At 66.8% G+C, this 20,813-nt stretch carries 18 protein-coding genes, 1 tRNA gene and 1 pseudogene; 8 read left to right on the top strand and 12 right to left on the bottom strand.

From position 1 onward, the window contains the following. The first annotated feature begins 42 nt into the window (after nucleotides 1–42). The 4 genes from AC4PTO_RS03420 to AC4PTO_RS03405 all read left to right on the top strand — a co-directional run bounded on the left by AC4PTO_RS03420 (nucleotide 43) and on the right by AC4PTO_RS03405 (nucleotide 4,391). Complete coding sequence (locus AC4PTO_RS03420; protein ID WP_492731892.1) at nucleotides 43–516, top strand: Lrp/AsnC family transcriptional regulator; 474 nt, start codon at nucleotides 43–45, stop codon at nucleotides 514–516. Between the two features lie 121 nt (nucleotides 517–637). After that, a complete protein-coding gene (locus AC4PTO_RS03415) occupies nucleotides 638–2,134 on the top strand; it encodes an NAD-dependent succinate-semialdehyde dehydrogenase (protein WP_492731891.1) in 1,497 nt (498 codons plus the stop codon). Nucleotides 2,135–2,145: 11 nt separating this feature from the next. Further along, on the top strand, nucleotides 2,146–3,522 hold the full coding sequence (locus AC4PTO_RS03410) for an aspartate aminotransferase family protein (RefSeq protein ID WP_492731889.1): 1,377 nt from the start codon (nucleotides 2,146–2,148) through the stop codon (nucleotides 3,520–3,522). Nucleotides 3,523–3,704: 182 nt separating this feature from the next. Next, nucleotides 3,705–4,391, top strand: a complete 687-nt coding sequence (locus AC4PTO_RS03405; protein ID WP_492731887.1) for an NnrU family protein — start codon at nucleotides 3,705–3,707, stop codon at nucleotides 4,389–4,391. A 38-nt stretch (nucleotides 4,392–4,429) separates the two neighbouring features. On the opposite strand, the gene AC4PTO_RS03400 is transcribed toward AC4PTO_RS03405, so the two are convergent. After that, nucleotides 4,430–4,506: transfer RNA gene (locus AC4PTO_RS03400), tRNA-His, on the bottom strand. A 145-nt stretch (nucleotides 4,507–4,651) separates the two neighbouring features. Between AC4PTO_RS03400 and AC4PTO_RS03395 the strand changes: the two genes are divergently transcribed. Beyond that, on the top strand, nucleotides 4,652–4,858 hold the full coding sequence (locus AC4PTO_RS03395; protein WP_492731885.1) for a DUF6324 family protein: 207 nt from the start codon (nucleotides 4,652–4,654) through the stop codon (nucleotides 4,856–4,858). On the opposite strand, the gene AC4PTO_RS03390 is transcribed toward AC4PTO_RS03395, so the two are convergent. The 6 genes and pseudogenes from AC4PTO_RS03390 to AC4PTO_RS03365 form a co-directional block, all read right to left on the bottom strand. Further along, nucleotides 4,859–5,305 carry an MmcB family DNA repair protein gene (locus tag AC4PTO_RS03390; RefSeq protein WP_492731883.1) on the bottom strand — a complete coding sequence of 149 codons (447 nt, stop codon included), beginning with the start codon at nucleotides 5,303–5,305 and terminating at the stop codon, nucleotides 4,859–4,861. A 348-nt stretch (nucleotides 5,306–5,653) separates the two neighbouring features. Then, a complete protein-coding gene (locus tag AC4PTO_RS03385) occupies nucleotides 5,654–5,974 on the bottom strand; it encodes a hypothetical protein (protein WP_492731881.1) in 321 nt (106 codons plus the stop codon). A 99-nt stretch (nucleotides 5,975–6,073) separates the two neighbouring features. Continuing rightward, the gene (gene nusB / locus AC4PTO_RS03380) at nucleotides 6,074–6,559 is read right to left on the bottom strand and encodes a transcription antitermination factor NusB (protein WP_492731879.1); all 486 of its coding nucleotides are present in this window, start codon (nucleotides 6,557–6,559) and stop codon (nucleotides 6,074–6,076) included. Continuing rightward, a complete protein-coding gene (locus tag AC4PTO_RS03375) occupies nucleotides 6,556–7,107 on the bottom strand; it encodes a 6,7-dimethyl-8-ribityllumazine synthase (RefSeq protein WP_492733518.1) in 552 nt (183 codons plus the stop codon). Before AC4PTO_RS03375 ends, nusB begins: the two co-directional genes overlap by 4 nt. A gap of 9 nt (nucleotides 7,108–7,116) precedes the next feature. After that, nucleotides 7,117–8,217: pseudogene (gene ribB / locus AC4PTO_RS03370) on the bottom strand (3,4-dihydroxy-2-butanone-4-phosphate synthase); the annotation flags it as partial. A 126-nt stretch (nucleotides 8,218–8,343) separates the two neighbouring features. Continuing rightward, entirely contained in the window at nucleotides 8,344–8,946 is a 603-nt protein-coding gene (locus tag AC4PTO_RS03365; RefSeq protein WP_492731877.1) for a riboflavin synthase, read from the bottom strand. 145 nt (nucleotides 8,947–9,091) lie between these two features. Between AC4PTO_RS03365 and AC4PTO_RS03360 the strand changes: the two genes are divergently transcribed. The 3 genes from AC4PTO_RS03360 to AC4PTO_RS03350 all read left to right on the top strand — a co-directional run bounded on the left by AC4PTO_RS03360 (nucleotide 9,092) and on the right by AC4PTO_RS03350 (nucleotide 13,631). Then, nucleotides 9,092–10,381 carry a capsule polysaccharide biogenesis protein gene (locus AC4PTO_RS03360; protein WP_492731875.1) on the top strand — a complete coding sequence of 430 codons (1,290 nt, stop codon included), beginning with the start codon at nucleotides 9,092–9,094 and terminating at the stop codon, nucleotides 10,379–10,381. 89 nt (nucleotides 10,382–10,470) lie between these two features. Then, entirely contained in the window at nucleotides 10,471–11,595 is a 1,125-nt protein-coding gene (locus tag AC4PTO_RS03355; RefSeq protein WP_492731873.1) for a polysaccharide biosynthesis/export family protein, read from the top strand. Continuing rightward, a complete protein-coding gene (locus AC4PTO_RS03350) occupies nucleotides 11,595–13,631 on the top strand; it encodes a capsule polysaccharide biogenesis protein (RefSeq protein ID WP_492731871.1) in 2,037 nt (678 codons plus the stop codon). The genes AC4PTO_RS03355 and AC4PTO_RS03350 overlap by 1 nt, the downstream gene beginning before the upstream one ends. Here the strand turns inward: AC4PTO_RS03350 and ribD are convergent. From ribD to rpoD, 5 genes are all read right to left on the bottom strand, one after another. After that, nucleotides 13,628–14,722, bottom strand: coding sequence for a bifunctional diaminohydroxyphosphoribosylaminopyrimidine deaminase/5-amino-6-(5-phosphoribosylamino)uracil reductase RibD (ribD, locus tag AC4PTO_RS03345; protein WP_492731869.1), 1,095 nt, complete (start codon nucleotides 14,720–14,722; stop codon nucleotides 13,628–13,630). The genes AC4PTO_RS03350 and ribD overlap by 4 nt on opposite strands. Continuing rightward, nucleotides 14,719–15,186, bottom strand: coding sequence for a transcriptional regulator NrdR (nrdR, locus tag AC4PTO_RS03340; RefSeq protein WP_492731868.1), 468 nt, complete (start codon nucleotides 15,184–15,186; stop codon nucleotides 14,719–14,721). Before nrdR ends, ribD begins: the two co-directional genes overlap by 4 nt. Before the next feature lie 253 nt (nucleotides 15,187–15,439). Further along, nucleotides 15,440–15,766 (bottom strand): hypothetical protein, encoded by a 327-nt coding sequence (locus AC4PTO_RS03335; protein ID WP_492731866.1) that lies wholly within the window; start codon nucleotides 15,764–15,766, stop codon nucleotides 15,440–15,442. Nucleotides 15,767–15,837: 71 nt separating this feature from the next. After that, nucleotides 15,838–18,591, bottom strand: coding sequence for a DUF2339 domain-containing protein (locus AC4PTO_RS03330; protein ID WP_492731864.1), 2,754 nt, complete (start codon nucleotides 18,589–18,591; stop codon nucleotides 15,838–15,840). 153 nt (nucleotides 18,592–18,744) lie between these two features. Further along, complete coding sequence (gene rpoD, locus AC4PTO_RS03325) at nucleotides 18,745–20,739, bottom strand: RNA polymerase sigma factor RpoD (protein WP_492731863.1); 1,995 nt, start codon at nucleotides 20,737–20,739, stop codon at nucleotides 18,745–18,747. Nucleotides 20,740–20,813 lie beyond the last annotated feature (74 nt).

Here is a 20,813-nt window from a genome sequence, read left to right as displayed (position 1 = left end):
TACAATTACCAATTTGCCGCAATGCCGATCGGACGGGCATCCATGAAACTCGACTCCATCGACCTGCGCATCCTCGAGGCTGTGCAGCGTGACGGCCGGATCACGAAACTCCGGCTGGCCGAACTGGCGGGGCTTTCGCCCACGCCGTGCTGGCTGCGGCTGCGCAAGCTGGAACAGGCGGGCATCATCGCGGGCTATCACGCGCGCCTTGCGCCCCGCCGCGTCGCGCCGATCGCAACCGTGATCATGGAGGTGACGCTGGCCAATCACCGCCAGACCGATTTCGAACGCTTCGAGCGCGCGGCGAACGCCCGCCCCGAGGTGCAGGCCTGCTGGTCGGTCGGCGGCGGCGTGGACTATTTCCTCAAGATCCTCGCGCGCGACATCGACAGCTATCAGCGCCTGGTCGACGAGATGCTGGCCGAGGATATCGGGATCGACCGCTACTTCACCTATATCGTCACCCGCACGGTGAAGGACGACGCCCCCGTGCCGGTGGCGCTGCTGGGCGGCTAGAGAGAGTCTCTATCCAACCCCGCCGCCATAGCCCGAACACCGCGCCCCGCAGCCCATCTTTGGCCCCCTTCTCTTCCGCCCCGGTGGCAGGCTGATCCCAACGACAAGGGAGAGCCACCAGATGAACGCCGAGATCCCCCACCCCACCTGCCACGCCGCGCTGAGCGATCTGGCCGACCGCAGCCTGCTGCGCAGCCTTGCCTATCTGGACGGTCGCTGGTGTGCGGCCGGGGATGCCGCCGATTTCGCGGTGACCGATCCGGCCAGCGGCGCACTTGTGGCGCGGGTGGCCGGCCTTGGGCGAACCGAGACCGAGGCCGCGATCGCCGCCGCCACCGCCGCCTTCGCGCCCTGGCGGGACCGGCTGCCGCAGGACCGCGCCGCCATCCTGCGCGACTGGGGCAGGCGGATGCGCGACGCGCGCGCGGATCTGGCACTGATCATGACGCTGGAACAGGGCAAGCCGCTGGCCGAGGCGCGCGGAGAGATCGACTATGCCGCCTCGTTCCTCGACTGGTTCGCGGGCGAGGCCGAGCGAGTGAATGCCGAAAGCGTCACAAGCCACCTGCCGGGCGCCGAGATGATCGTGCGGCGCGAGGCGCTTGGCCCCATAGGCGTGGTGACACCGTGGAACTTCCCCTCGGCGATGATCACCCGCAAGGTCGCGGCGGCCCTGGCCGCGGGCTGCACGGCGGTGGTGCATCCGGCCTCGGAAACGCCGCTCTCCGCGCTTGCGCTTGCGGAGCTGGCCGAGCGGGCGGGCGTTCCGGCGGGCGTGTTGAACATCGTGCCGGGGGATGCCGCCACCATCGTCGGCACGATGTGCGCCGATCCCCGGCTGCGCGGCATGTCCTTCACCGGCTCGACCGGGGTGGGCCAGTTGATCGCGGGCCAGTGCGCCGCCACGATGAAACGCCTTGTGATGGAGCTTGGCGGCCACGCCCCCTTGATCATTTTCGACGATTGCGATGTGGAAAAGGCCGTGGACATCGCCATGGATGCGAAATTTGCAACATCCGGGCAGGATTGCCTGGCCGCCAACCGCATCTTCGTGCAGCGCGGCATTCACGACCGCTTCGTCAAGGCCTTCGCCCGCCGGATCGCCGGGCTGACCGTGGGGCCGGGGCTGAGGCCCCACACCCGGATCGGCCCCCTGATGCATGCCCGCGCGGTGGCCAAGGTGGCCGCACAGGTGCAGGACGCGGTGGCCAAAGGCGCCCGCCTTGTCACCGGCGGCGGCGGCCATCCCGCGGGCCCGCTGTTCTTCACCCCCACGCTTCTGACCGACGTGCCCGAGACCGCCGCCATCATGGCCGAGGAAACCTTCGGCCCCGTCGCCGCCGTCGCCACCTTCGACACCGAGGACGAGGTGATCGCGCGCGCCAATGCCACCGAATACGGCCTTGTGGCCTATGTCGTCACCGAAAACGGCGCGCGCCAGTTGCGCCTTGCCCGCGCGCTTGCCTTCGGCATGATTGCCGTGAACCGCGTCAAGATCACCGGAGGCCCCATCCCCTTCGGCGGCTGGAAGCAGTCGGGCCTTGGCCGCGAAGGCTCGCGCCACGGGCTCGAAGCCTTCACCGAACTGAAATATCTTTGCATCGACACCGCCGCCTGAAAGGACCGCATATGCTTGAGCGCGACAACGACCTGAACGCCTGGGACCGGGACCACTTCTTCCACCCCTCGACCCATATGGGCCAGCATGCCCGCGGCGAAAGCCCGCGCCGGGTGATCGCGGGCGGCGAAGGCGCCTATATCACCGACACGGCCGGCAAGCGCAGCCTTGACGCCTTTGCCGGGCTTTACTGCGTGAACGTGGGCTATGGCCGGACCGAGATCGCCGAGGCCATCGCCGCACAGGCGAAGGAACTGGCCTATTACCACGCCTATGTCGGCCATGGGACCGAGGCCTCGATCACGCTGGCCCACATGATCATGGAGCGCGCGCCCGCGCATATGAGCCGCGTCTATTTCGGCCTGTCCGGCTCGGACGCGAACGAGACCAACATCAAGCTGATCTGGTATTACAACAACATCCTCGGCCGCCCCGAGAAGAAGAAGATCATCAGCCGCTGGCGCGGCTATCACGGATCGGGCGTGATGACGGGCAGCCTGACGGGGCTGCACCTGTTCCACAACGCCTTCGACCTGCCGCGCGCGCCGATCCTGCACACCGAAGCCCCCTATTACTTCCGCCGCGAGGATCGCAGCCAGAGCGAAGAGCAGTTCAGCGCCCATTGCGCGGCCAGGCTGGAAGAGATGATCCTTGCCGAAGGCCCCGACACCATCGCCGCCTTCATCGGAGAGCCGATCCTGGGCACGGGCGGCATCGTGCCCCCGCCGAAGGGCTACTGGGCGGCGATCCAGGCGGTTCTTGAGAAATACGACATCCTGCTTGTCGCCGATGAGGTCGTCACCGGCTTCGGGCGCCTGGGCAGCATGTTCGGCTCGGACCATTACGGGATGAAGCCCGACCTGATCACCATCGCCAAGGGCCTGACCTCGGCCTATGCGCCGCTTTCGGGCTCGATCGTTTCGGACCGGATGTGGCAGGTCCTGGTGCAGGGCTCGGACGAGCTGGGCCCGATCGGCCATGGCTGGACCTATTCCGCCCACCCGATCTGCGCCGCCGCGGGGGTGGCCAACCTCAAGCTGATCGACGATCTGGGGCTGGTGGAGAACGCGGCCCGTGTCGGCGCGCATTTCCGCAAGGCCCTGGGCGATGCGCTTGCCGGTCACGCCCATGTCGGAGAGGTGCGCGGCGACGGGCTGATGGCGGCGGTGGAATTCGTCGAGGATCGCGATGCCCGCCGCTTCTTCGATCCCGCGCGCAAGGTCGGCCCCGCGATCGCCGCGGCGCTGCTGGAGCGCGGCGTGATCGGGCGCGCCATGCCGCAGGGCGACATCCTTGGCTTCGCCCCGCCGCTCTGCCTGACCGGGGCCGAGGCCGACACGATCGTCGCGGCCACGCAAGATGCCGTCACCGCGGTTCTGGGCAAGTAGCCCGCCCTGCACGCATCTTACGCGCCCGCCCCCAATCCACGGGCGGGCGTTTGCGCGTCAACCCGCGCTCAACCTTGACTTTTCTCAACGCCCCGATGGCGCTGCGGCCCGATACTTGCCCCATGACGGCGCGGCGCCTAGGCTTTGCCGCACCGGCCAATACAATCGGAAAGGGGCACGACATGACGGGCTGGACGGAGTTTATCCTGGCCTTCGCGGCATTTCTCGGCTCGCACGCGATCCCCGCGCGCCCCCGGCTGCGCGGATGGCTGATCGCCCGCATGGGCCGGGCGGGCTATGTCGCGGTCTTCAGCACGCTGTCCACGGCGCTTCTGTTCTGGCTGATCTTCGCGGCCGGGCGCGCGCCTTTCGTGCCGCTATGGGATCAGGCGCCCTGGCAACGCTGGTTCGTGAACCTTGCCGTTCCGCTGGCGATCATGCTTGGCACATTCGGAATCGGCGCGCCGAACCCCTTCGCCTTCGAGGGCCGCGACACGGGCTATGACCCCCGGCGCCCCGGAATCGTCGGGCTTGTGCGGCAACCGCTGCTTTGGGCGCTGCTGCTTTGGGCGGGGGCGCATCTTCTGGTCAATGGCGATCTGGCGCATGTCATCCTGTTCGGCAGCTTTGCCGCCTTTGCCCTGATCGGCATGGCGATGCTGGAACGCCGCAAGCGGCGCCAATGGGGCGACGACGAATTCCGCCGCCTCGCCGCGCACAGCTCGACCATCCCCTTCGCGGCGCTTCTGGCGGGGCGGTGGCGCCCCTCATCAGGCCCGTCGCTGATCCGGCTGGGGGTGGCGGTGCTGGCCTGGGCGGCGCTGTGGCACCTGCATGCACCGGTCATCGGCGTCTCTCCCCTGCCCTGAGGGCGGGGCGGGGGCGCAAAACCATGAAAGAGGAAGAGTGGTACCGCCTCCCCGGCTCGAACGGGGGACCCCCAGATCCACAATCTGGTGCTCTAACCAACTGAGCTAAGGCGGCACTGCGCGCGGATTTAGCCCCTGTGCCGCACGATTGCAAGAGCACATTCGCGCCCCGCTTTCATATCGCCGTGGCCCTTGCCCGGCGCGCGGGGACGCGCTAACCCCGGATCTGCAACCATCTTGTCCCGCACGGAGGCCGGATCATGGGTATCGACAAGCAAAGCGACATCGCGGCGAATCTGCAGATCGGGCCGACATCCGTTGGCATGGTGCGGATCTATATCGAGGCCGACAAGGTCGAGCTTCCTCTGGATTTCGACCCCGAAGAGGCCGAAGAGATCGCCGAGGAGCTTCTGGCCGCGGCCGAGGCCGCCCGCGCCATGAACGCTCCGAAGGGCCGCAAGAAGTAACTATTCCGGCAAAAGCGGCACGCCCGGATCGCGCAGCGCCTGCAACCGGCTGGCCGCGTGGCGCGCGAACTTCTGGGTCACGGCCTTGCGGCGCGCACCCGCCAGCCGGCTTTCCGGCCCCATCCGCACGACCTCGGCGCCGAAGCGGTCTGCCAGGATCAACCCGGTCCCTTCCGGAAGGATCTCAGTCGGGAAATCAGCATCCACCGCCCAGAAGAAGCGATCCGCCCATTCCAGGTATCCCTGCCACTTCTGATCCGAGATGAAGTCGACCCGGCTGGATTTGCATTCCACGACCCAGATTTCGCCCTTCATCCCAAGCGCCATCACGTCGACGCGCAATCCCGGCCCTGGCACCAGCTCTTCGACCGTGACAAAGCCCAGGGCACGCAGATGCCGGCAGACACCGCGCGCAAGCAACTGACCGGGCATCAGATCCTGTGGCATGGAAACTTTATGAACGAAGCGGGAACATCTGTCCAGATCGCCGGGGATCGTCCGCTGCCCCCGACAGGCCCCTTGCCGAACGGCATGCCGCCGCCTATTTGTTGGCGTGGCGGGTTTCTGCTCTTTGCGTGCAAGGCCCTTTTCCAGTGGCCGATAAGCATTTCCGAGGGGGCTGGCTCTGCCGGGATCGTGGTCCCGGTATCTGGCTCCCACCTGATTTAGTCAGGCTCTCGGGAAATTCACGCCTTCACGGATGCTGCGGTTCCCGCCACCTCCCCCCCCCCCCGCAAAACGAAAAGGCCGTTCGCGGTGCAAACGGCCCTTCGGGTCAAGATCCGTAGTGCGCGCTCAGCGGCGCGGGCGTGCCTTGTTCGCCACCGCAGGAACAGCGATCGGCTGCAACGCCGGAATGGCATCGCGCCGCCCGCCGCTGGAATCGTCTTCCGGCTTGTCCGCCATGCGCATGATCACGATCGAGAACTGCACCGCCGAAAAGACAACCGTGTTGAATACGATCAGCAGCGCAACCGCGATATAGCCGACATCCGAGGTCGAGATCAGGTGCCACAGGTTGGCGACGTTGAACCACAGCAAGAGCCCCACGAACACCAGCGAAAGGCCAAGCCCGGCAAATACGTTGCGGATGTAAAGGCGCACAAGCTCGGGCATCGGACATCTCCTGTTGATGTCTTCAATGTAACGCAAATTCGACGAATGCAAACAACCATCATGCCGCAGCGCAGCCGGATCGGCCAGGTTTCGCCGGATTCAGAAGGCCTCGGGGCGGAAATCGCGGGCCATGTGGTCCAGAACGGCATTCACGAATTTCGGCTCCTTGCCGTCGGGAAAGAAGGCGCGGGCCACGTCGACGAACTCGTTGATGACGACCTTCGGCGGGGTCGTGGGGTTCAAAAGCTCGGCCCCGGCCGCGCGAAACAGCGCGCGCAGCACCGGGTCGATCCGGTCGATGGGCCATTTCGCCACCAGCGCGCGGTCGGTCGCCTGGTCGATGCGGGCCTGCCATGTCACCGCGTCGTCCAGCGTGCGGCGGAAAAGACCGGGATCGCCCTCGGCCATCTCGTCCTCGTCATAAACGGCGCCGAAACGATGCGTCTCGAATTCCTGACGCACGCGATCCACCCCCTGCCCCGAGGCCTCCATCTGAAACAGTGCCTGCACGGCATAAAGCCGGGCGGCGGATTTCCGTTGCCGCTTTTCTTCAGGGGTCATCTTGCGGGGGGCTTCGGTGGTCATGCGCGCTCTGGTCCTTTTGCGTCGCCGGCGATGCGGAACGACTCATCCGCGGGGCGGAAGCCGATGCCTTTTTTCCGGCCCGCCCATTTGCGCGACAACGCGATCAGATGCAAGGCCGCCGCAGCGGCACCGCCGCCCTTGTTCTGCCCCGCCGGATCGGCCCGGACCTCGGCCTGGGGGCGGTTCTCGACGGTCAGGATGCCGTTGCCGCAGCACACGCCCTCCAGCCCCAGCAGGGTGATCGCGCGCGAGCTGTCATTGCAGACCGTTTCGTAATGCGTGGTCTCGCCCCGGATCACGCAGCCAAGGGCGACGAACCCGTCGTAATCGGCCATCCGCGCGGCCATGGCGATCGCCGTCGGGATCTCGAGCGCGCCGGGAACCTCGACCAGATCGGCCACGGCGCCCGCCTGTTCGGCAACCCCGCGCGCGCCCGCCACCAGATTGTCGGCGATGTCCTTGTAATAGGGCGCCACCACGATCAGCAGGCGCACCGGCTTGTCGAACGCGGGCAGGTCAAGCGTGTAGTGCTGTTCGTGTCCGGCCATGATCACTTCCTCGACGATGGGGCGCGTGCCCACGATTTCCAGATCGAAGGCCTCAAGCCCGACATAGCGCGTGCGCGGCGAATTCGTCAGCAGGATCAGCTTCTTGAGCCCCAGCGTCGACAGGATCTGCGCGCCCAGCCCGATCTGCTTGACGGTGCGGGGGCCGGCCTCTTCCTCGGTGACTAGCTTGGCGCGCGGATCGCGGAACAGGCAGACCGCGCCGCGCCCTTCCTTGGCCACGATCCGCATCGCGCGGGCGAATTCGCCCTCGGGCGAAGGGCCAAGCGCCAGCACATCCTCGATCACGTTCAGCGAATGGGTGCGCACCAGCACCGGCTCGGGCGTGGTGATGTCGCCCTTGGTCAGGACCACATGCTCCACCCCTTCGGTCTGGTCGTTGAAGACGCGCATGACCCAATCGCCGCCATGCGCGGAGGTCACCGTCCTGCGCAGGGTTTCGCGGATCAGGTTGTCGTGACGGCGCCGATAGGCAATCAGATCCGAAATCGTCCCGATCTTGAGCCCGTGCTTCTGCGCGAAGGAGACCAGGTCAGGCAGGCGCGACATGGTGCCGTCCTCGTTCATGATCTCGCAGATCACGCCCGAGGGGTTGAGCCCGGCCAGGCGCGCGACATCGACGGCCGCCTCGGTATGGCCCGCACGCACCAGAACCCCGCCTTCGCGCGCGCGCAGCGGGAAGATATGGCCCGGCGTCGCAATATCGGCGGCACCCTTGGACGGGTCAATCGCCACCGCCACCGTCAGCGCCCGGTCATGGGCCGAAATGCCGGTGGACACGCCTTCGCGCGCCTCGATCGACACGGTGAAGGCCGTTTCATGGCGCGAGGAATTCGAGGTCGCCATCAGCGGCAGGCCAAGTGCATCCAGCCGCGCGCCCGTCAGCGTCAGGCAGATCAGGCCGCGCCCGTGCTTGGCCATGAAGTTGATCGCGTTGGGCGTGCACATCTGCGCCGGGATCACCAGGTCGCCCTCGTTCTCGCGGTCTTCGTGATCGACAAGGATGAACATCTTGCCGTTGCGGGCATCCTCGATGATCTCTTCGGTGGAAGAGATCGCGTCGGTGTAATCGGTGCGTTCGGCTTCGGCCATCTCAGTTCTCCTTGGGGACCGGCCCGCCCCGACAGGGGGCAACCGGAGCAGCGGTCCGCGGCGTGGTTCGGACAGGTGGATCGGCCCTTGGCGCGGCGCTGTCAAGCGCAGACACCGGGGGCAGACTCACCTCAGCGCCCAGTCCTGCAGGCGCGCGACATAGCGCGCCAGCGTGTCGATTTCCAGATTCACGCGATCGCCGACCTTCACCCCGCCCCAGGTCGTGACCGTCTTGGTATGGGGGATGATGTTGACCCCAAATTCGGTGCCGACCACCTCGTTCACGGTCAGCGATGTGCCGTTCAGCGCGACCGAGCCCTTGGGCGCGATATAGCCCGCAAGGGCTTCGGGCGCGCGAAAGGTAAAGCGGGTGCTGTCACCCTCGTCCCGCATGGCGACGATCTCGGCCACGCCATCGACATGGCCCGAGACGATATGCCCGCCAAGCTCGTCCCCGACCTTCAGCGCGCGCTCAAGGTTGAGCCTGCCCCCGACCTTCCAGCCCCCGATCGTGGTGCGCGCCACCGACTCGGCCGAGATCTGCACGTCGAACCAGTTGCGCGGGCTGGTGCCCTTGGCGATCACCGTCAGGCAAACCCCGTCACAGGCGATCGAGGCGCCGATATCGACCCCCGCCACGTCATATCCCGTTGCAATGCGCGCGCGCAGATCGCCCGCCTGTTCAAGCGTCACGATCTCTCCGATATCGGTGATGATCCCGGTGAACATCCCAATCCCCTGTCCGTTTCGCCCCTGCCTAGCCCGACCCGCCGCACCGCGCAAGCCCGCAGCCCGCTGCGTCCAGAAAACCCGTGACTTCGCGCGCAAATCGTTTCAGGACGGAAGCAGGAAACGACAACCGCCAGGGATATGCATGCCGAACCGATATGCCGACCGCCGGTTCCTGCTGCTTCAGGGGCCGCACGGCCCGTTCTTCCACCAGCTCGGGCGCATGCTGCGGGCCGCGGGGGGCACGGTCTGGCGCGTCGGCTTCAACCGCGGGGACGAGGTGTTCTGGCCGCACAAGTCCTCGTTCATCCCCTTCAACGGAGAGGCCGCAGACTGGCCCGGCCGCATCGCGGCGCTTCTGGCCGAAAAGGGCATCACCGATCTGGTCCTTTACGGCGACACGCGCCCGATCCACGCGCAGGCCATCGCCGCCGCCCGACAGGCCGGGATCAGGGTGCATGTCTTCGAAGAGGGCTACCTGCGCCCCTACTGGGCCACCTATGAACGCGGCGGATCGAACGGCCATTCGCGCCTGATGGATCTGGGCCTGGCCGACATGCGCCACGCGCTTGCGCAATCCGAGATCGATTGGCCCGAGGCCCCCGCCCGCTGGGGCGACATGCGCCAGCATGTGTTCTACGGCGCGCTCTACCATTTCTTCGTGATGGCGCTGAACGGACGCTACCGCCGCTTTCGCCCGCATCGCGGGGTGACGGTGTTGCAGGAGTTCCGCCTTTACCTGCGCAGGCTGCTGTTCATGCCCCTGCACAAGATCGAGCGCCGGATCGCCACCTTTCGAATCAAGGCGGGCGGTTTTCCCTATCATCTCGTGCTGTTGCAGCTTGAACATGACGCAAGCTTCCGGATGCACTCGCCCTTCGCCTCGCAGACCGAATTCATCGACCTGGTGATGGAGGGTTTTGCCGAGGGCGCGGCGGGCCACCATCACCTTGTCTTCAAGGCCCATCCGCTGGAAGACGGCCGCGCGCCGATCCGCAGGGCGATCCACGCGGCCGCCCGCCGCCACGGCCTTTCCGGCAGGGTGCATTTCGTGCGCGGCGGCAAGCTGGCGGCCCTTCTGGCCGCGGCGCGCACGGCCGTCACGGTCAATTCGACCGCGGCGCAACAGGCGCTTTGGCGCGGCCTGCCCCTGCGCGCCTTCGGCCAGGCGGTCTATGCCAAGCCCGAATTCGTCTCGTCCCAGCCGATCGCGGAATTCTTCGCCAATCCCGCACGCCCCGACAGCCGGGCCTACCGCGATTATCGCCACTTTCTTCTGGAAACCAGCCAGGTGCCGGGCGGCTTCTATTCGGCCCGGTCGCGGCGCGCGTTGCTGCGGCAGGTGGTGGACCTGATCCTTGCCCCCGAAGACCCCTACGAGGCGCTTATCGGCGGCAACGCGGCACCAAGGCAACAGTTGCGCCTGGTGCGGTGATCGGACTGGCTTTTTTACGGGCGTTTTTGTAGGGTTGCAGACAAAATCGAGGCAGCATCCCGCAAAGAGGAGCGCGAGCAGTGAGAGAATTGGCATCCCATGGGGCCCGTATCGCGGCCCTTTCGGTGCTTGTGGTTGGCGTGGCAGCCTGTGGATTGCCCCGGCCCGGACCCAATAAAAGCGAAATCTATGCAGGTGCGGTGCAAAAGCAGGGGGATGCCTTCGTAATCGCGGTCAACGATCATGTCGCGCGCGCGACAGCGGTCCAGCCGGCATTGGGTTTTTCGGCGGCATTCCAGAACGCGGGCATCGTCGGATCGGACACCATCGCGCCGGGCGACACGCTTGGCCTGACCGTCTGGGAAAACGTCGACGACGGGCTGCTGAGCAATCGCGGCGCAAACGCCACCCAACTGACAGAGCTTCAGGTCGACGGCGCGGGCAACATTTTCGTGCCCTATGCCGGGCGCATCCGCGCGGCCGGAAACTCGCCCGAGGAGCTGCGGCGGATCATCACCGAAAAGCTCGATGCGCAAACCCCCGATCCCCAGGTCAGCGTCACGCGCCTTGCGGGCGATGGATCGACCGTGTCGATCATGGGCGAGATTTCGGGCCAAGGTGTCTATCCGATCGAACGGCCCACGCGCACGCTCTCGGCGATGCTGGCCAAGGCGGGCGGCGTGGCGATCAAGCCCGAGGTCGCCCAGATCACCGTCAAGCGCAACGGCCATTCCGGCAAGATCTGGTTGCGCGATCTTTACGAAAACCCCCGGATGGACATCGCGCTGCGCCCCGGCGATGTCATCCTCGTGAACGAGGATACGCGCGCCTTCACCTCGCTTGGCGCGATGGGATCGCAGGCCCGCGTGCCGTTCGAGGCCCCCACCCTTTCCGCGCTTGAGGCGATTGCCTCGGTGGGCGGCCTGCGCTCCAGCGTGGCCGATCCGACTGGGGTCTTCGTGTTCCGCAACGAACCCGCCGAGATCGCCAACACGGTGCTCGCACGCTCGGACCTCGTGGGGGAACAGCGCATGGTCTATGTGCTGGACCTGACCGAGCCAAACGGCGTCTTCATGGCGCGCGATTTCGCAATCCGCGACGGCGACACCGTCTATGTGACCGAGGCGCCCTATGTGCAGTGGCAAAAGACGCTGTCGGCACTGACCGGTTCGCTTGGCACGGTGGATACGATCAACAGCCTTTCGGGCGGCTGATGCCGGACCCGCATGAGGAAACGGCCGCCGAAGACCTTTCGCGGCGGCTGTTCTTCTACAACGGCGGCTTCCTGCGCCAGCCCCGCCTGCGCGAGATCCTGCGCGCCGCCGGATGGTCGCTGCATCTTGGCCTGCCCGGCCCGAAGGACCGCGTGGCGGTCTGGGGCCGCAGCCCGACCGCGCATCGCGGCGAGCATGTCGCCACGCGCCGAGGCGTGGGCCTTGTGCGGATCGAGGACGCCTTCCTGCGCTCGGTCCATCCCGGCCGTTGGGGCGAGCCGCCCCTGGGCCTGCTGATAGACCCATATGGCGTGCATTTCGACAGTTCCGCCCCTTCGCTGCTGGAACGGATACTGGCCCGCGCCCCCCTGGACGACCATGCCGTCCTGCAACGCGCGCGCGACGGGATGGCCCGCCTTCAGGCGCTCGATCTGTCGAAATACAACGGCTTCGATCCCGCCCTGCCAGCCCCCGCGCCGGGCTATGTCCTCGTGGTGGATCAAAGGCGAGGCGACGCCTCGGTCACGCATGGCAATGCCACCGCGGCCACCTTCCGCGAGATGCTCGCCTATGCCCGGATCGAAAACCCGGGCGCACGGATCGTGATCAAGGCGCATCCCGACGCGCTTGCCGGCGCGCATGGTGGATATTACGGCCCCGAGGATTGCGACGACCGGACCGAGATCCTGACCGCGCCGCATTCCCCCTGGCGCCTGCTCGAGGGCGCGATCGCGGTCTATACCGTCAGCTCGCAGCTCGGCCTCGAGGCGATCTTCGCCGGGCACAGACCACGGGTCTTCGGCCAGCCCTTCTATGCCGGATGGGGGCTGACGCAGGACGAAAACCCCGTCGCGCGCCGTGAACGGCGGCTGACACGCGCCCAGTTGTTCGCGGCCAGCTACATCCTTGCGCCGACATGGTTCGATCCGTGCCGCAAACGGCTGTGCAGCTTCGAGGAGGCCGTGGATCAGCTTGAGGCCAGCCTGCGCGCCTTCCGCGAGGATCGGGGCGGGCATGTCGGGCTTGGCATCCGGCTGTGGAAGCGCCGGACCATCCAGCAGTTCTTCGGCACCGTGCGGCCGGTGCGCTTTGCCGCCAGTTTGGCAAAGGCCGAGGCCACGGCGCGCAAAGAGGGCCGCAGCATTCTGGCCTGGGCCGGGCGCCTGCCCCGGACCCTGCCCCCGGATCTGGCCGTCCTGCGCATCGAGGACGGGTTCCTGCGCTCACGCGGGCTGGGGGCCGATCTGGTGCCGCCGCTTTCACTGGTGACGGACCGGCAGGGGATCTATTACGACCCCGCGCACCACTCTGACCTCGAAGACCTGATCGCCCGCCCGCTGACCGCGTGGCAGGAGGCGCGCGCCACCCGCCTTCTGGCAGGAATCCGCGACGCGCGATTGACCAAATACAACCTTGCGGGCCAGAACCCGCCCCTGCGCGAAGGGCGCCGCATCCTTGTCGCGGGGCAGGTCGAGGATGATGCCTCGATCCGTCTTGGGGCGGGTGAGATCTGCACAAACCTGGCGCTGCTACGGCGTGCACGCGCGGAAAACCCCGGTGCTGTTATCCTTTTCAAACCCCACCCCGATGTGGAGGCCGGCCTGCGCAAGGGTCATGTCCCCCAGGACGAGGCCCTGCGCCACGCCGATGCCGTTTTACAGAAATCCGACATAACTGCCCTTCTGGATCAATGCGAGGAGGTCTGGACGATGACCTCGCTTCTGGGGTTCGAGGCGCTGTTGCGCGGCAAGCGCGTCACCACGACCGGGGCGCCGTTCTATGCCGGATGGGGGCTGACGCGCGATCTGGGCCGCATCCCGGCGCGCCGCGGCGGGCAGGTCAGCCTTGCGCAACTGGTGCATGCCGCGCTGATCGCCTATCCGCGCTATCTCGACCCGGTCACGCATCTGCCCTGCCCGCCCGAACTCATCGTGGAGCGCCTTGCACGGGGCGATGTTCCGCGGCCCGGTCCGGGCAACCGCCTGCTTGCGAAATGCCAGGGGCTTCTTGCCAGCCAGGCCTGGATCTGGCGTTAGGCGCGCAGCCAGCGGTGCATGATGTCGCCGCCGATGGGCACAGCCTCTACCAGGCGATAGCGCGGCGCGGCATCCAGCCGGGCAAGGCCAAGCGGACCAAGGGCGGCGCGCGCGTCACCGCCAAGAACCATGCCGGCGGTAAACCCGATCAACTCATCCACCAGACCGGCGGCAAGAAGGCTTGCGGCGAAGGCGCCGCCCCCTTCGCAAAACACGCGGGTCAGGCCCGCATCGCCAAGCGCCGCCATCAGCGCGGCGGGGTCCAGCCCGGCCGTGCCGCCCGGCAGCTCGATCAGCCGCGCACCAAGCCCCTGCCAATGGTCCCGCGCCGCGGCCTTCGCCGCCCGACCGTGCAACAGCCAGAGCGGCGCCTGCGCCACCGACCCCGCCAGCCTGCCCCCTTGCGGCAGGTCCAGCCCCGAAGAGGCAATCACCCGCACCGGCGCGCGCAAGGGGGTAAAGTTGCGCACCGTCAGCAGCGGGTCATCCGCCCGCGCCGTGCCGCCGCCCACCATCACCGCATCGTGGCGCGCGCGCAGATGATGAACCCGGGCGCGCGCCTGCGGCCCGGTGATCCACTGGCTTTCCCCCGTTGCGGTGGCGATGCGGCCATCGAAACTCGTGGCCAGCTTCAGCGTCAGCCACGGCCGCCCGGCCCGGATGCGCATCAGGAACCCCGCCTGAAGTGCGGCGGCCTCGGAGGACAGAACGCCGGTTTCCACCTCGACCCCGGCGGATTGCAGGATGGCATGGCCACGCCCCGAGACGCGCGGATCGGGGTCCGTCAGCGCGGTCACGACCCGCGCGATGCCCGCCGCCACCAGCGCCTCGGCGCAGGGCGGGGTCCGGCCGTGATGGGCACAGGGCTCCAGCGTCACATAGGCGGTGGCTCCGCATGCGGCGGAACCGGCCTGGTCCAGCGCGCGGCGCTCGGCATGCGGACGGCCGCCGGGCTGTGTCCAGCCGCGGCCCAGAACGCGCCCGTCCCGAACGATCACGCAGCCGACAGCGGGGTTCGGCCAGACATTGCCCAAGCCCCGCGACGCCAGCCCCAAAGCCAGCGCCATGAAGCGCTGGTCGGCCTCGTTCACTCGGTCTCACCGGCGTTTGGGCGCAGCTCGCTCACGAATTTGTCGAAATCGTCCGCAGCCTGGAAGTTCTTGTAAACGCTTGCAAAACGCACATAGGCTACGGTGTCGATCCGGGCGAGCGTTTCCATCACGATCTCGCCTATGGTCTTGGAGGGGATGTCGGTTTCGCCCAGGGATTCCAGCCGGCGCACGATGCCGGAAATCATCTGGTCGATCCGCTCCGGCTCGATCGGGCGTTTCTGCATCGAGATGCGGATCGAGCGTTCCAGCTTGTCGCGGTCGAAATCTTCGCGCTTGCCCGAGGATTTGATGACCACGAGGTCGCGCAGCTGAACCCGCTCATAGGTGGTGAAACGGCCCCCGCAGGCCGGGCAGAAGCGCCGCCGCCGGATCGCAACGTGATCCTCGGCCGGGCGCGAGTCCTTCACCTGTGTATCGACATTACCGCAGAACGGGCAGCGCATGGCCTCCCCCTTTTCTTTCTGTTCCCGCCTCTTATCGGGGGCTTTTCGCCCCGCTTATCCCAAGACTATAGGCAGGCACCAATTTTTTGGGTAGGGGAAATCTTGCCCTACCAGATGCGGTAGGGGCAAGGTGTGGCCCCGCGGACTCAGCGCGAAAGGCGCGGCCAAGGGCCTTTCTGTCGGGAAAGGGAAAGAAAGGCCCTTGCCGGGGCCGGCAACGGGCACCAAACATCGTAAAAGTGCAAGTTGCGGATCAGCTTTCGGGCGTGTCCCCGACCTCGGCGCGCCCGGCGATCCGCACCCCGAGGCATTCGGGATTGACCGCGGCGATCTCGCGCTCCTTGGCGATGGCGGCGTCGACCTGCGCGGCGCTCAGCCCGCGGCGCTGCACCCCCATCGGGGTGGCGGTGCCGTCGCCCACGCCGCGGGTGATCGTGTAGCGGCCATCGCCCTCGGCGGTGACGAAGGCAAAGCAGGTGCCCGCCTGATTCATGCGCGGTGCCTTGGGATCGGCGGGCATCCCCTCCATCGTGCAGGCACAAAGGGCAAGGGCGCACAGGGCGACGGGAAGGCGCGGCATGAACATGTCTCCGGTTGCAGGCCGGATCAGGGATAGCAGGAAGCCGCCCGCGATCAAAGCGAAACGGTGCGTCAGGCGGCACCCGGCGGGTTGCCCCCGGCATCGTCCCGCGCCACCGCCCAACGGTTGAGCAGCGCCAGCCCCGCCAGCGACAGGCCCAGCCCAAGGAAACTGGCCACGCGCATCAGCCCTGTCAGGCCCGATATGTCGATCAGGAAGACCTTCGCCACCGTCAGCCCGATCACCGCCATCGCCAACCGGCGCAGCCCCGGCGAGCGCCGCGCGATCGCCTGATAGAGAAGCGCGGCCCCCAAGAGCAGAAGCGCGAGCGTATAGGTGTAAAGCTCTCCCTGTTTCACGCCCGGCACGCTCAGATCATCCCCCTGCCAGAAGCGCCGGATCTCAAGCGCGACATAAAGTGCGGCCATCGCGGCCCCGAAAATCAGGAAAAACGGCCGATGCCACGAGGTGATCCCCCGCCCCCAACGCAGGGCCGCAAGCAGGATCAGGCCCGGCACCGCATAGGCCAGGAACAGCGTATCCAGAACCAGCGGGCCATGCACCTCGCCGGACCAGCGGGTCACGGGATTCAGCTGGGTGGCCGCAACCAGAAGGCCGGAAAATGCCGGAACGGCCGCGATATAGCCAAGGCCGCGGCGCAGCTTGTGCATCCAGCCCTTCGACGCCGCGGCACGGTGCCACTGCATCAGCATCATCAAAAGCCAGGGCAGCGCCAGAAGCGTCGCGCCCCAATGGGTCAGCAGATCGTCGCTCAGATCCCGCGTCAGCCAGCGCAGCAAAAGCAGGTCCACAAGCACCACCGCATACCCCGCAATCGCCGATTCCAGCACCGCCTGCGGCAGCTTGCGCGCCAGCGGGCGCAGCAACCAATAGGCCGCGGCAAGGGCGGCGATGCTGCCGACAAAGGCCGCAAGAACCTGCAACAGCGGTGCCTCATAGGCCCAGAACAGCCCCGGATCGGCCAGCAGGCGCCAGCCAAGGACGACAACGGCGATCTGGATGAAAATTCCCATCTCGGGCAGGCGGAACCGGCGATCCAGCGCCGCCGCCACAAGCACCAGAACTGCAAGCGCCAGCGTCAGCGCCGTGGCGCTTGTCAGCACGAAAAGCGACAGCGCCACCAGCGACAGCGCCGAAAGCGTGGCATAGGCCATGCGCCGGTGATCGGCGCCGTCGATGCGTGCGAAACGCACCGCAAGCGCGGTCATGAACCCCGCAAGCGCGATGACGTGCAGGGCCCAGGGGTAGGCCCCCAAAACCCGCGCCGGCGCCCAGCCCAGTTCCAGCAGCGCGGCCGTCACCGGGGCGGCCAGCGCCGCCACCATGGCAAAACCCTTGCCCCTGGTGCCAGGGCGGAAGGCGCGATAGGCCAGCGCGAGCGAGACGAGCGCCGCAAGCCCAAGGATCAGGCTGACGGTAAAGGGCGCCGCGGTCTCCGGCGGGCGCTGCGCGATGGCCCTGGCGGCGAAGTCGCGCATCAGGGGCCAGCGCTCCAGCCCGGCCAGCAAGACGGAAAGCCAGAAGGCAACCACCGGAAGGCCCGCCACGTCGTCCAGCCCCGGCGCGTTTTCGGCCCAAATCAGGTAGAGGATGGCCAGCCCGCCCAGCACCGCAAGCGCCAGCATCGCCTCGGCCGAGGCGGCCCCGGTGCTTTCGAAAAGCGCGAGGCTGCTGGCGGCAAGCGCGCCGAAGACAAGGCGCGCGGGGAAGATCGGCCATTCGCGCGCGGCGCCGCGCCGCAGCACGACCTCGGAAACGCAAGGGCCATCGTGGCGCGGCACCAGGGCGAAAAGCGGCAGGATCGTCGCGGCCACCGGCAGGCCCGCCAGCAGGACGATCCAGCCGGGCACCCCGGCCCCACCCGCCAGCATCAGCCAGCCCCCGCCATAGCCCAGCACCAGCGCCAGAACCGAGATCCACGCCCAGCGCCGCGCCCCGTCGACCGCCAGCCCCATGGCCGCGATCAGGCCATAATACCCGTAGAGCCAGGGCTCGGGCCCGGCCCCGCCGGCCACGATCATCGGTGTCACGCCGGCCCCCAGAAGCCCGGCGGCAACCAGAAACGGCCCGTTGACCCAGCCCAGCACCACCGCGACCAGCGCCACGATCAGATGGCCCGCAAAGGCCGTCTCGGCCCCGATCAGGCCATACATCTGGCGCGCGGCCATGATCGCGGCAAAGGCCGACACCACGCCCGCCCCCGAAAAGACCTGGGGCAGGTATTCGGGCACGCCACGGTCGCCATAGCGGCGGCGGATCCACTCGCCCGCGCCGATCAGTGCCGCCCCGAAGGCCAGCCCCGCAAGCACCCGCAGCCGGGGCGGCAGAAGGCCGTTCTCGATCCCGTATTGCACGAAGAAAACGCCCGCCAGCATCAGCGACAGAGCCGAAACCGCATAGACCCAGTTGGCAACCAGCCAGCGCCCCAGCGCCGCGAAACGGTCCGGACGCATGACGATGGGGCGGTTTTGATCGGCCGGAGCCGGGTCAGGTGCCCGAACCGGCAAGGACGGTGCGCCGCCGGTCTGGCCGGGCGCCTGTGCCTCTTGTTTCACGCGCTCCCATGGAGAGGGGTCGGGCTGGAGGGGTTCGGGTTTCTCCCTGACGGGGGATACGCTTGCGTCGGCTACCGGGGCCTGCACCCGTTCGGCAACAACACGCTGCGCCGGGACGGGGGCGGATGTCAGCCCTGTCTCGAGACGCGCCAGGCGGCGTTTCACCCCGGCCAGCTGAATGAAAAGCACGACGAGCAGAACGGGCAAGGCAAGCACAGCCAGAACGGCAAGAACGAGCAACGCTTCCAACACCCATACTCCCCGGACCGGCGCTGAGCGGCGCGAAAGCCCGTCTGAATTCCTGCATCAATGGCCGCAGTTAGCGGGACTTGTCCAGGTTGCGCAAGACCCGTTGCCGATATCCCGCACAATGAAAAACGCCCCCTTCCGGGGGCGCTTTCCTCATTGATCCAGGAACGAGCGCAGCTTGCGCGAGCGGCTTGGATGTTTCAGCTTCCTCAGCGCCTTGGCCTCGATCTGGCGGATCCGTTCGCGGGTGACGCTGAACTGCTGGCCCACCTCTTCCAGCGTGTGATCGGTGTTCATGCCGATGCCGAAGCGCATCCGCAGAACCCGTTCCTCGCGCGGGGTCAGGCTGGCCAGAACCCGCGTCGTCGTCTCTTTCAGGTTTTCCTGAATCGCACTGTCGAGCGGCAGGACGGCGTTCTTGTCCTCGATGAAATCGCCAAGCTGGCTGTCCTCTTCGTCCCCGATCGGGGTTTCGAGGCTGATCGGTTCCTTGGCGATCTTCATCACCTTGCGAACCTTTTCCAGCGGCATTTGCAGCTTCTCGGCCAGTTCCTCGGGCGTGGGTTCCCGGCCGATCTCGTGCAGCATCTGGCGGCCGGTGCGCACCAGCTTGTTGATCGTTTCGATCATGTGCACCGGAATGCGGATCGTGCGCGCCTGATCGGCGATAGAGCGGGTGATCGCCTGCCGGATCCACCATGTCGCATAGGTCGAGAACTTGTAGCCGCGGCGGTATTCGAACTTGTCGACCGCCTTCATCAACCCGATATTGCCTTCCTGAATGAGATCAAGGAATTGCAGGCCCCGGTTGGTGTATTTCTTGGCGATCGAGATCACCAGGCGCAGGTTCGCCTCGACCATTTCCTTCTTGGCCTGACGGGCCTCTTTCTCGCCCTTCTGGACCTGGTTCACGATGCGGCGGAATTCCTGGATGTCGACGCCGACATACTGGCCGACCTGCGCCATGTCGGCGCGCAGTTCCTCGACCTTGTCGGTCGATTTCTCGATCAGCATCTGCCAGCCGCGGCCCGACTTTTCGGCCATACGCTCAAGCCAGGTCGGATCAAGCTCGTATCCGCGATATTCCTCGATGAACTCGCGCCGGTTGATGCGCGCGGCATCGGCCAGCCGCACCATGCCGCTGTCGATCGACATGATCTTGCGGTTGATTCCGTAAAGCTGGTCGATCAGCGCCTCGATCCGGTTGTTGTGCAGGTGAAGCGAATTCACCAGTTCCACGATCTCGGAGCGCAGCTTCTGATAGGCGGCCTCTTCGGCAACCGAGAAGGTCCCGTCCTCGTTCAGCGTGGCGGACATGCGCTGATCCTGCATCTCGGCAAGGTCGGCATAGTCGCGCGCGATAAGTTCCAGCGTCTCGAGGACTTTCGGCTTCAGCGCGGCTTCCATCGCCGCAAGGCTCATGTTCGCGCCTTCGTCGTCATCCTCGTCATCGTCGCTTGCCGCGATGGGGTTGCCGTCGGCGTCAAGCTCGGGCTCGTCCCGCCCCGCCGCGCGCTTGGCTTCGCCATCCGTGGCGCCGCTTTCCACCACCGGCTCTTCCAGATCGCCGTCATCGTCCAGCGAGCGCCCGAAGGTGGTTTCAAGGTCGATCACGTCGCGCAGCAGGATGTCTTCGTTCAGAAGCTCGTCGCGCCAGATGGTGATGGCCTGAAAGGTCAGCGGGCTTTCGCACAGGCCCGCGATCATCGTGTTGCGCCCGGCCTCGATGCGCTTGGCGATGGCAATCTCGCCCTCGCGCGACAGAAGCTCGACCGAGCCCATCTCGCGCAGATACATCCGCACCGGGTCGTCGGTGCGATCCAGCGTTTCCGAGGTGGTCGTGGCAACGGCAACCTCGCGCGAGCCTTCGCCCGCGGGCACGACCTGCCCGCCGCTTTCGCCCTCTTCGGCCTCTTCGCTTTCGATGACGTTGATGCCCATTTCCGAAAGCATGGACATCACGTCCTCGATCTGGTCGCCCGAAACCTGATCGGGCGGCATCACGGAATTGAGCTGGTCGTAGGTGATATATCCGCGCTCGCGCGCCTCGGCGATCATGCGCTTGACGGCAGCCTGGCTCATGTCGAACGAGGTATCTTCGGAATCCCGTTCTTCCTGCTTGTTGTCGTCGATGTCTTTTGCGGCCATGGGCGCTCCTCGGGTCGATGTGCCGGGCCGGGGCGGCCGGCGGCGTGGCACAGTGCGAATCGGTTTTCCTGTAT

Source organism: Rhodobacter maritimus, assembly GCF_058747975.1.
This window is presented reverse-complemented; position numbering and strand designations above follow the sequence as displayed.

Bases quoted from the DNA above. Each gene is read 5' to 3' on its own strand.
- AC4PTO_RS03420 (WP_492731892.1), top strand. From the start codon at position 43: ATGAAACTCGACTCCATCGACCTGCGCATCCTCGAGGCTGTGCAGCGT.
- AC4PTO_RS03415 (WP_492731891.1), top strand. From the start codon at position 638: ATGAACGCCGAGATCCCCCACCCCACCTGCCACGCCGCGCTGAGCGAT.
- AC4PTO_RS03410 (WP_492731889.1), top strand. From the start codon at position 2,146: ATGCTTGAGCGCGACAACGACCTGAACGCCTGGGACCGGGACCACTTC.
- AC4PTO_RS03405 (WP_492731887.1), top strand. From the start codon at position 3,705: ATGACGGGCTGGACGGAGTTTATCCTGGCCTTCGCGGCATTTCTCGGC.
- AC4PTO_RS03395 (WP_492731885.1), top strand. From the start codon at position 4,652: ATGGGTATCGACAAGCAAAGCGACATCGCGGCGAATCTGCAGATCGGG.
- AC4PTO_RS03390 (WP_492731883.1), bottom strand. From the start codon at position 5,305: ATGCCACAGGATCTGATGCCCGGTCAGTTGCTTGCGCGCGGTGTCTGC.
- AC4PTO_RS03385 (WP_492731881.1), bottom strand. From the start codon at position 5,974: ATGCCCGAGCTTGTGCGCCTTTACATCCGCAACGTATTTGCCGGGCTT.
- nusB (WP_492731879.1), bottom strand. From the start codon at position 6,559: ATGACCACCGAAGCCCCCCGCAAGATGACCCCTGAAGAAAAGCGGCAA.
- AC4PTO_RS03375 (WP_492733518.1), bottom strand. From the start codon at position 7,107: ATGGCCGGACACGAACAGCACTACACGCTTGACCTGCCCGCGTTCGAC.
- AC4PTO_RS03365 (WP_492731877.1), bottom strand. From the start codon at position 8,946: ATGTTCACCGGGATCATCACCGATATCGGAGAGATCGTGACGCTTGAA.
- AC4PTO_RS03360 (WP_492731875.1), top strand. From the start codon at position 9,092: ATGCCGAACCGATATGCCGACCGCCGGTTCCTGCTGCTTCAGGGGCCG.
- AC4PTO_RS03350 (WP_492731871.1), top strand. From the start codon at position 11,595: ATGCCGGACCCGCATGAGGAAACGGCCGCCGAAGACCTTTCGCGGCGG.
- nrdR (WP_492731868.1), bottom strand. From the start codon at position 15,186: ATGCGCTGCCCGTTCTGCGGTAATGTCGATACACAGGTGAAGGACTCG.
- AC4PTO_RS03335 (WP_492731866.1), bottom strand. From the start codon at position 15,766: ATGCCGCGCCTTCCCGTCGCCCTGTGCGCCCTTGCCCTTTGTGCCTGC.
- rpoD (WP_492731863.1), bottom strand. From the start codon at position 20,739: ATGGCCGCAAAAGACATCGACGACAACAAGCAGGAAGAACGGGATTCC.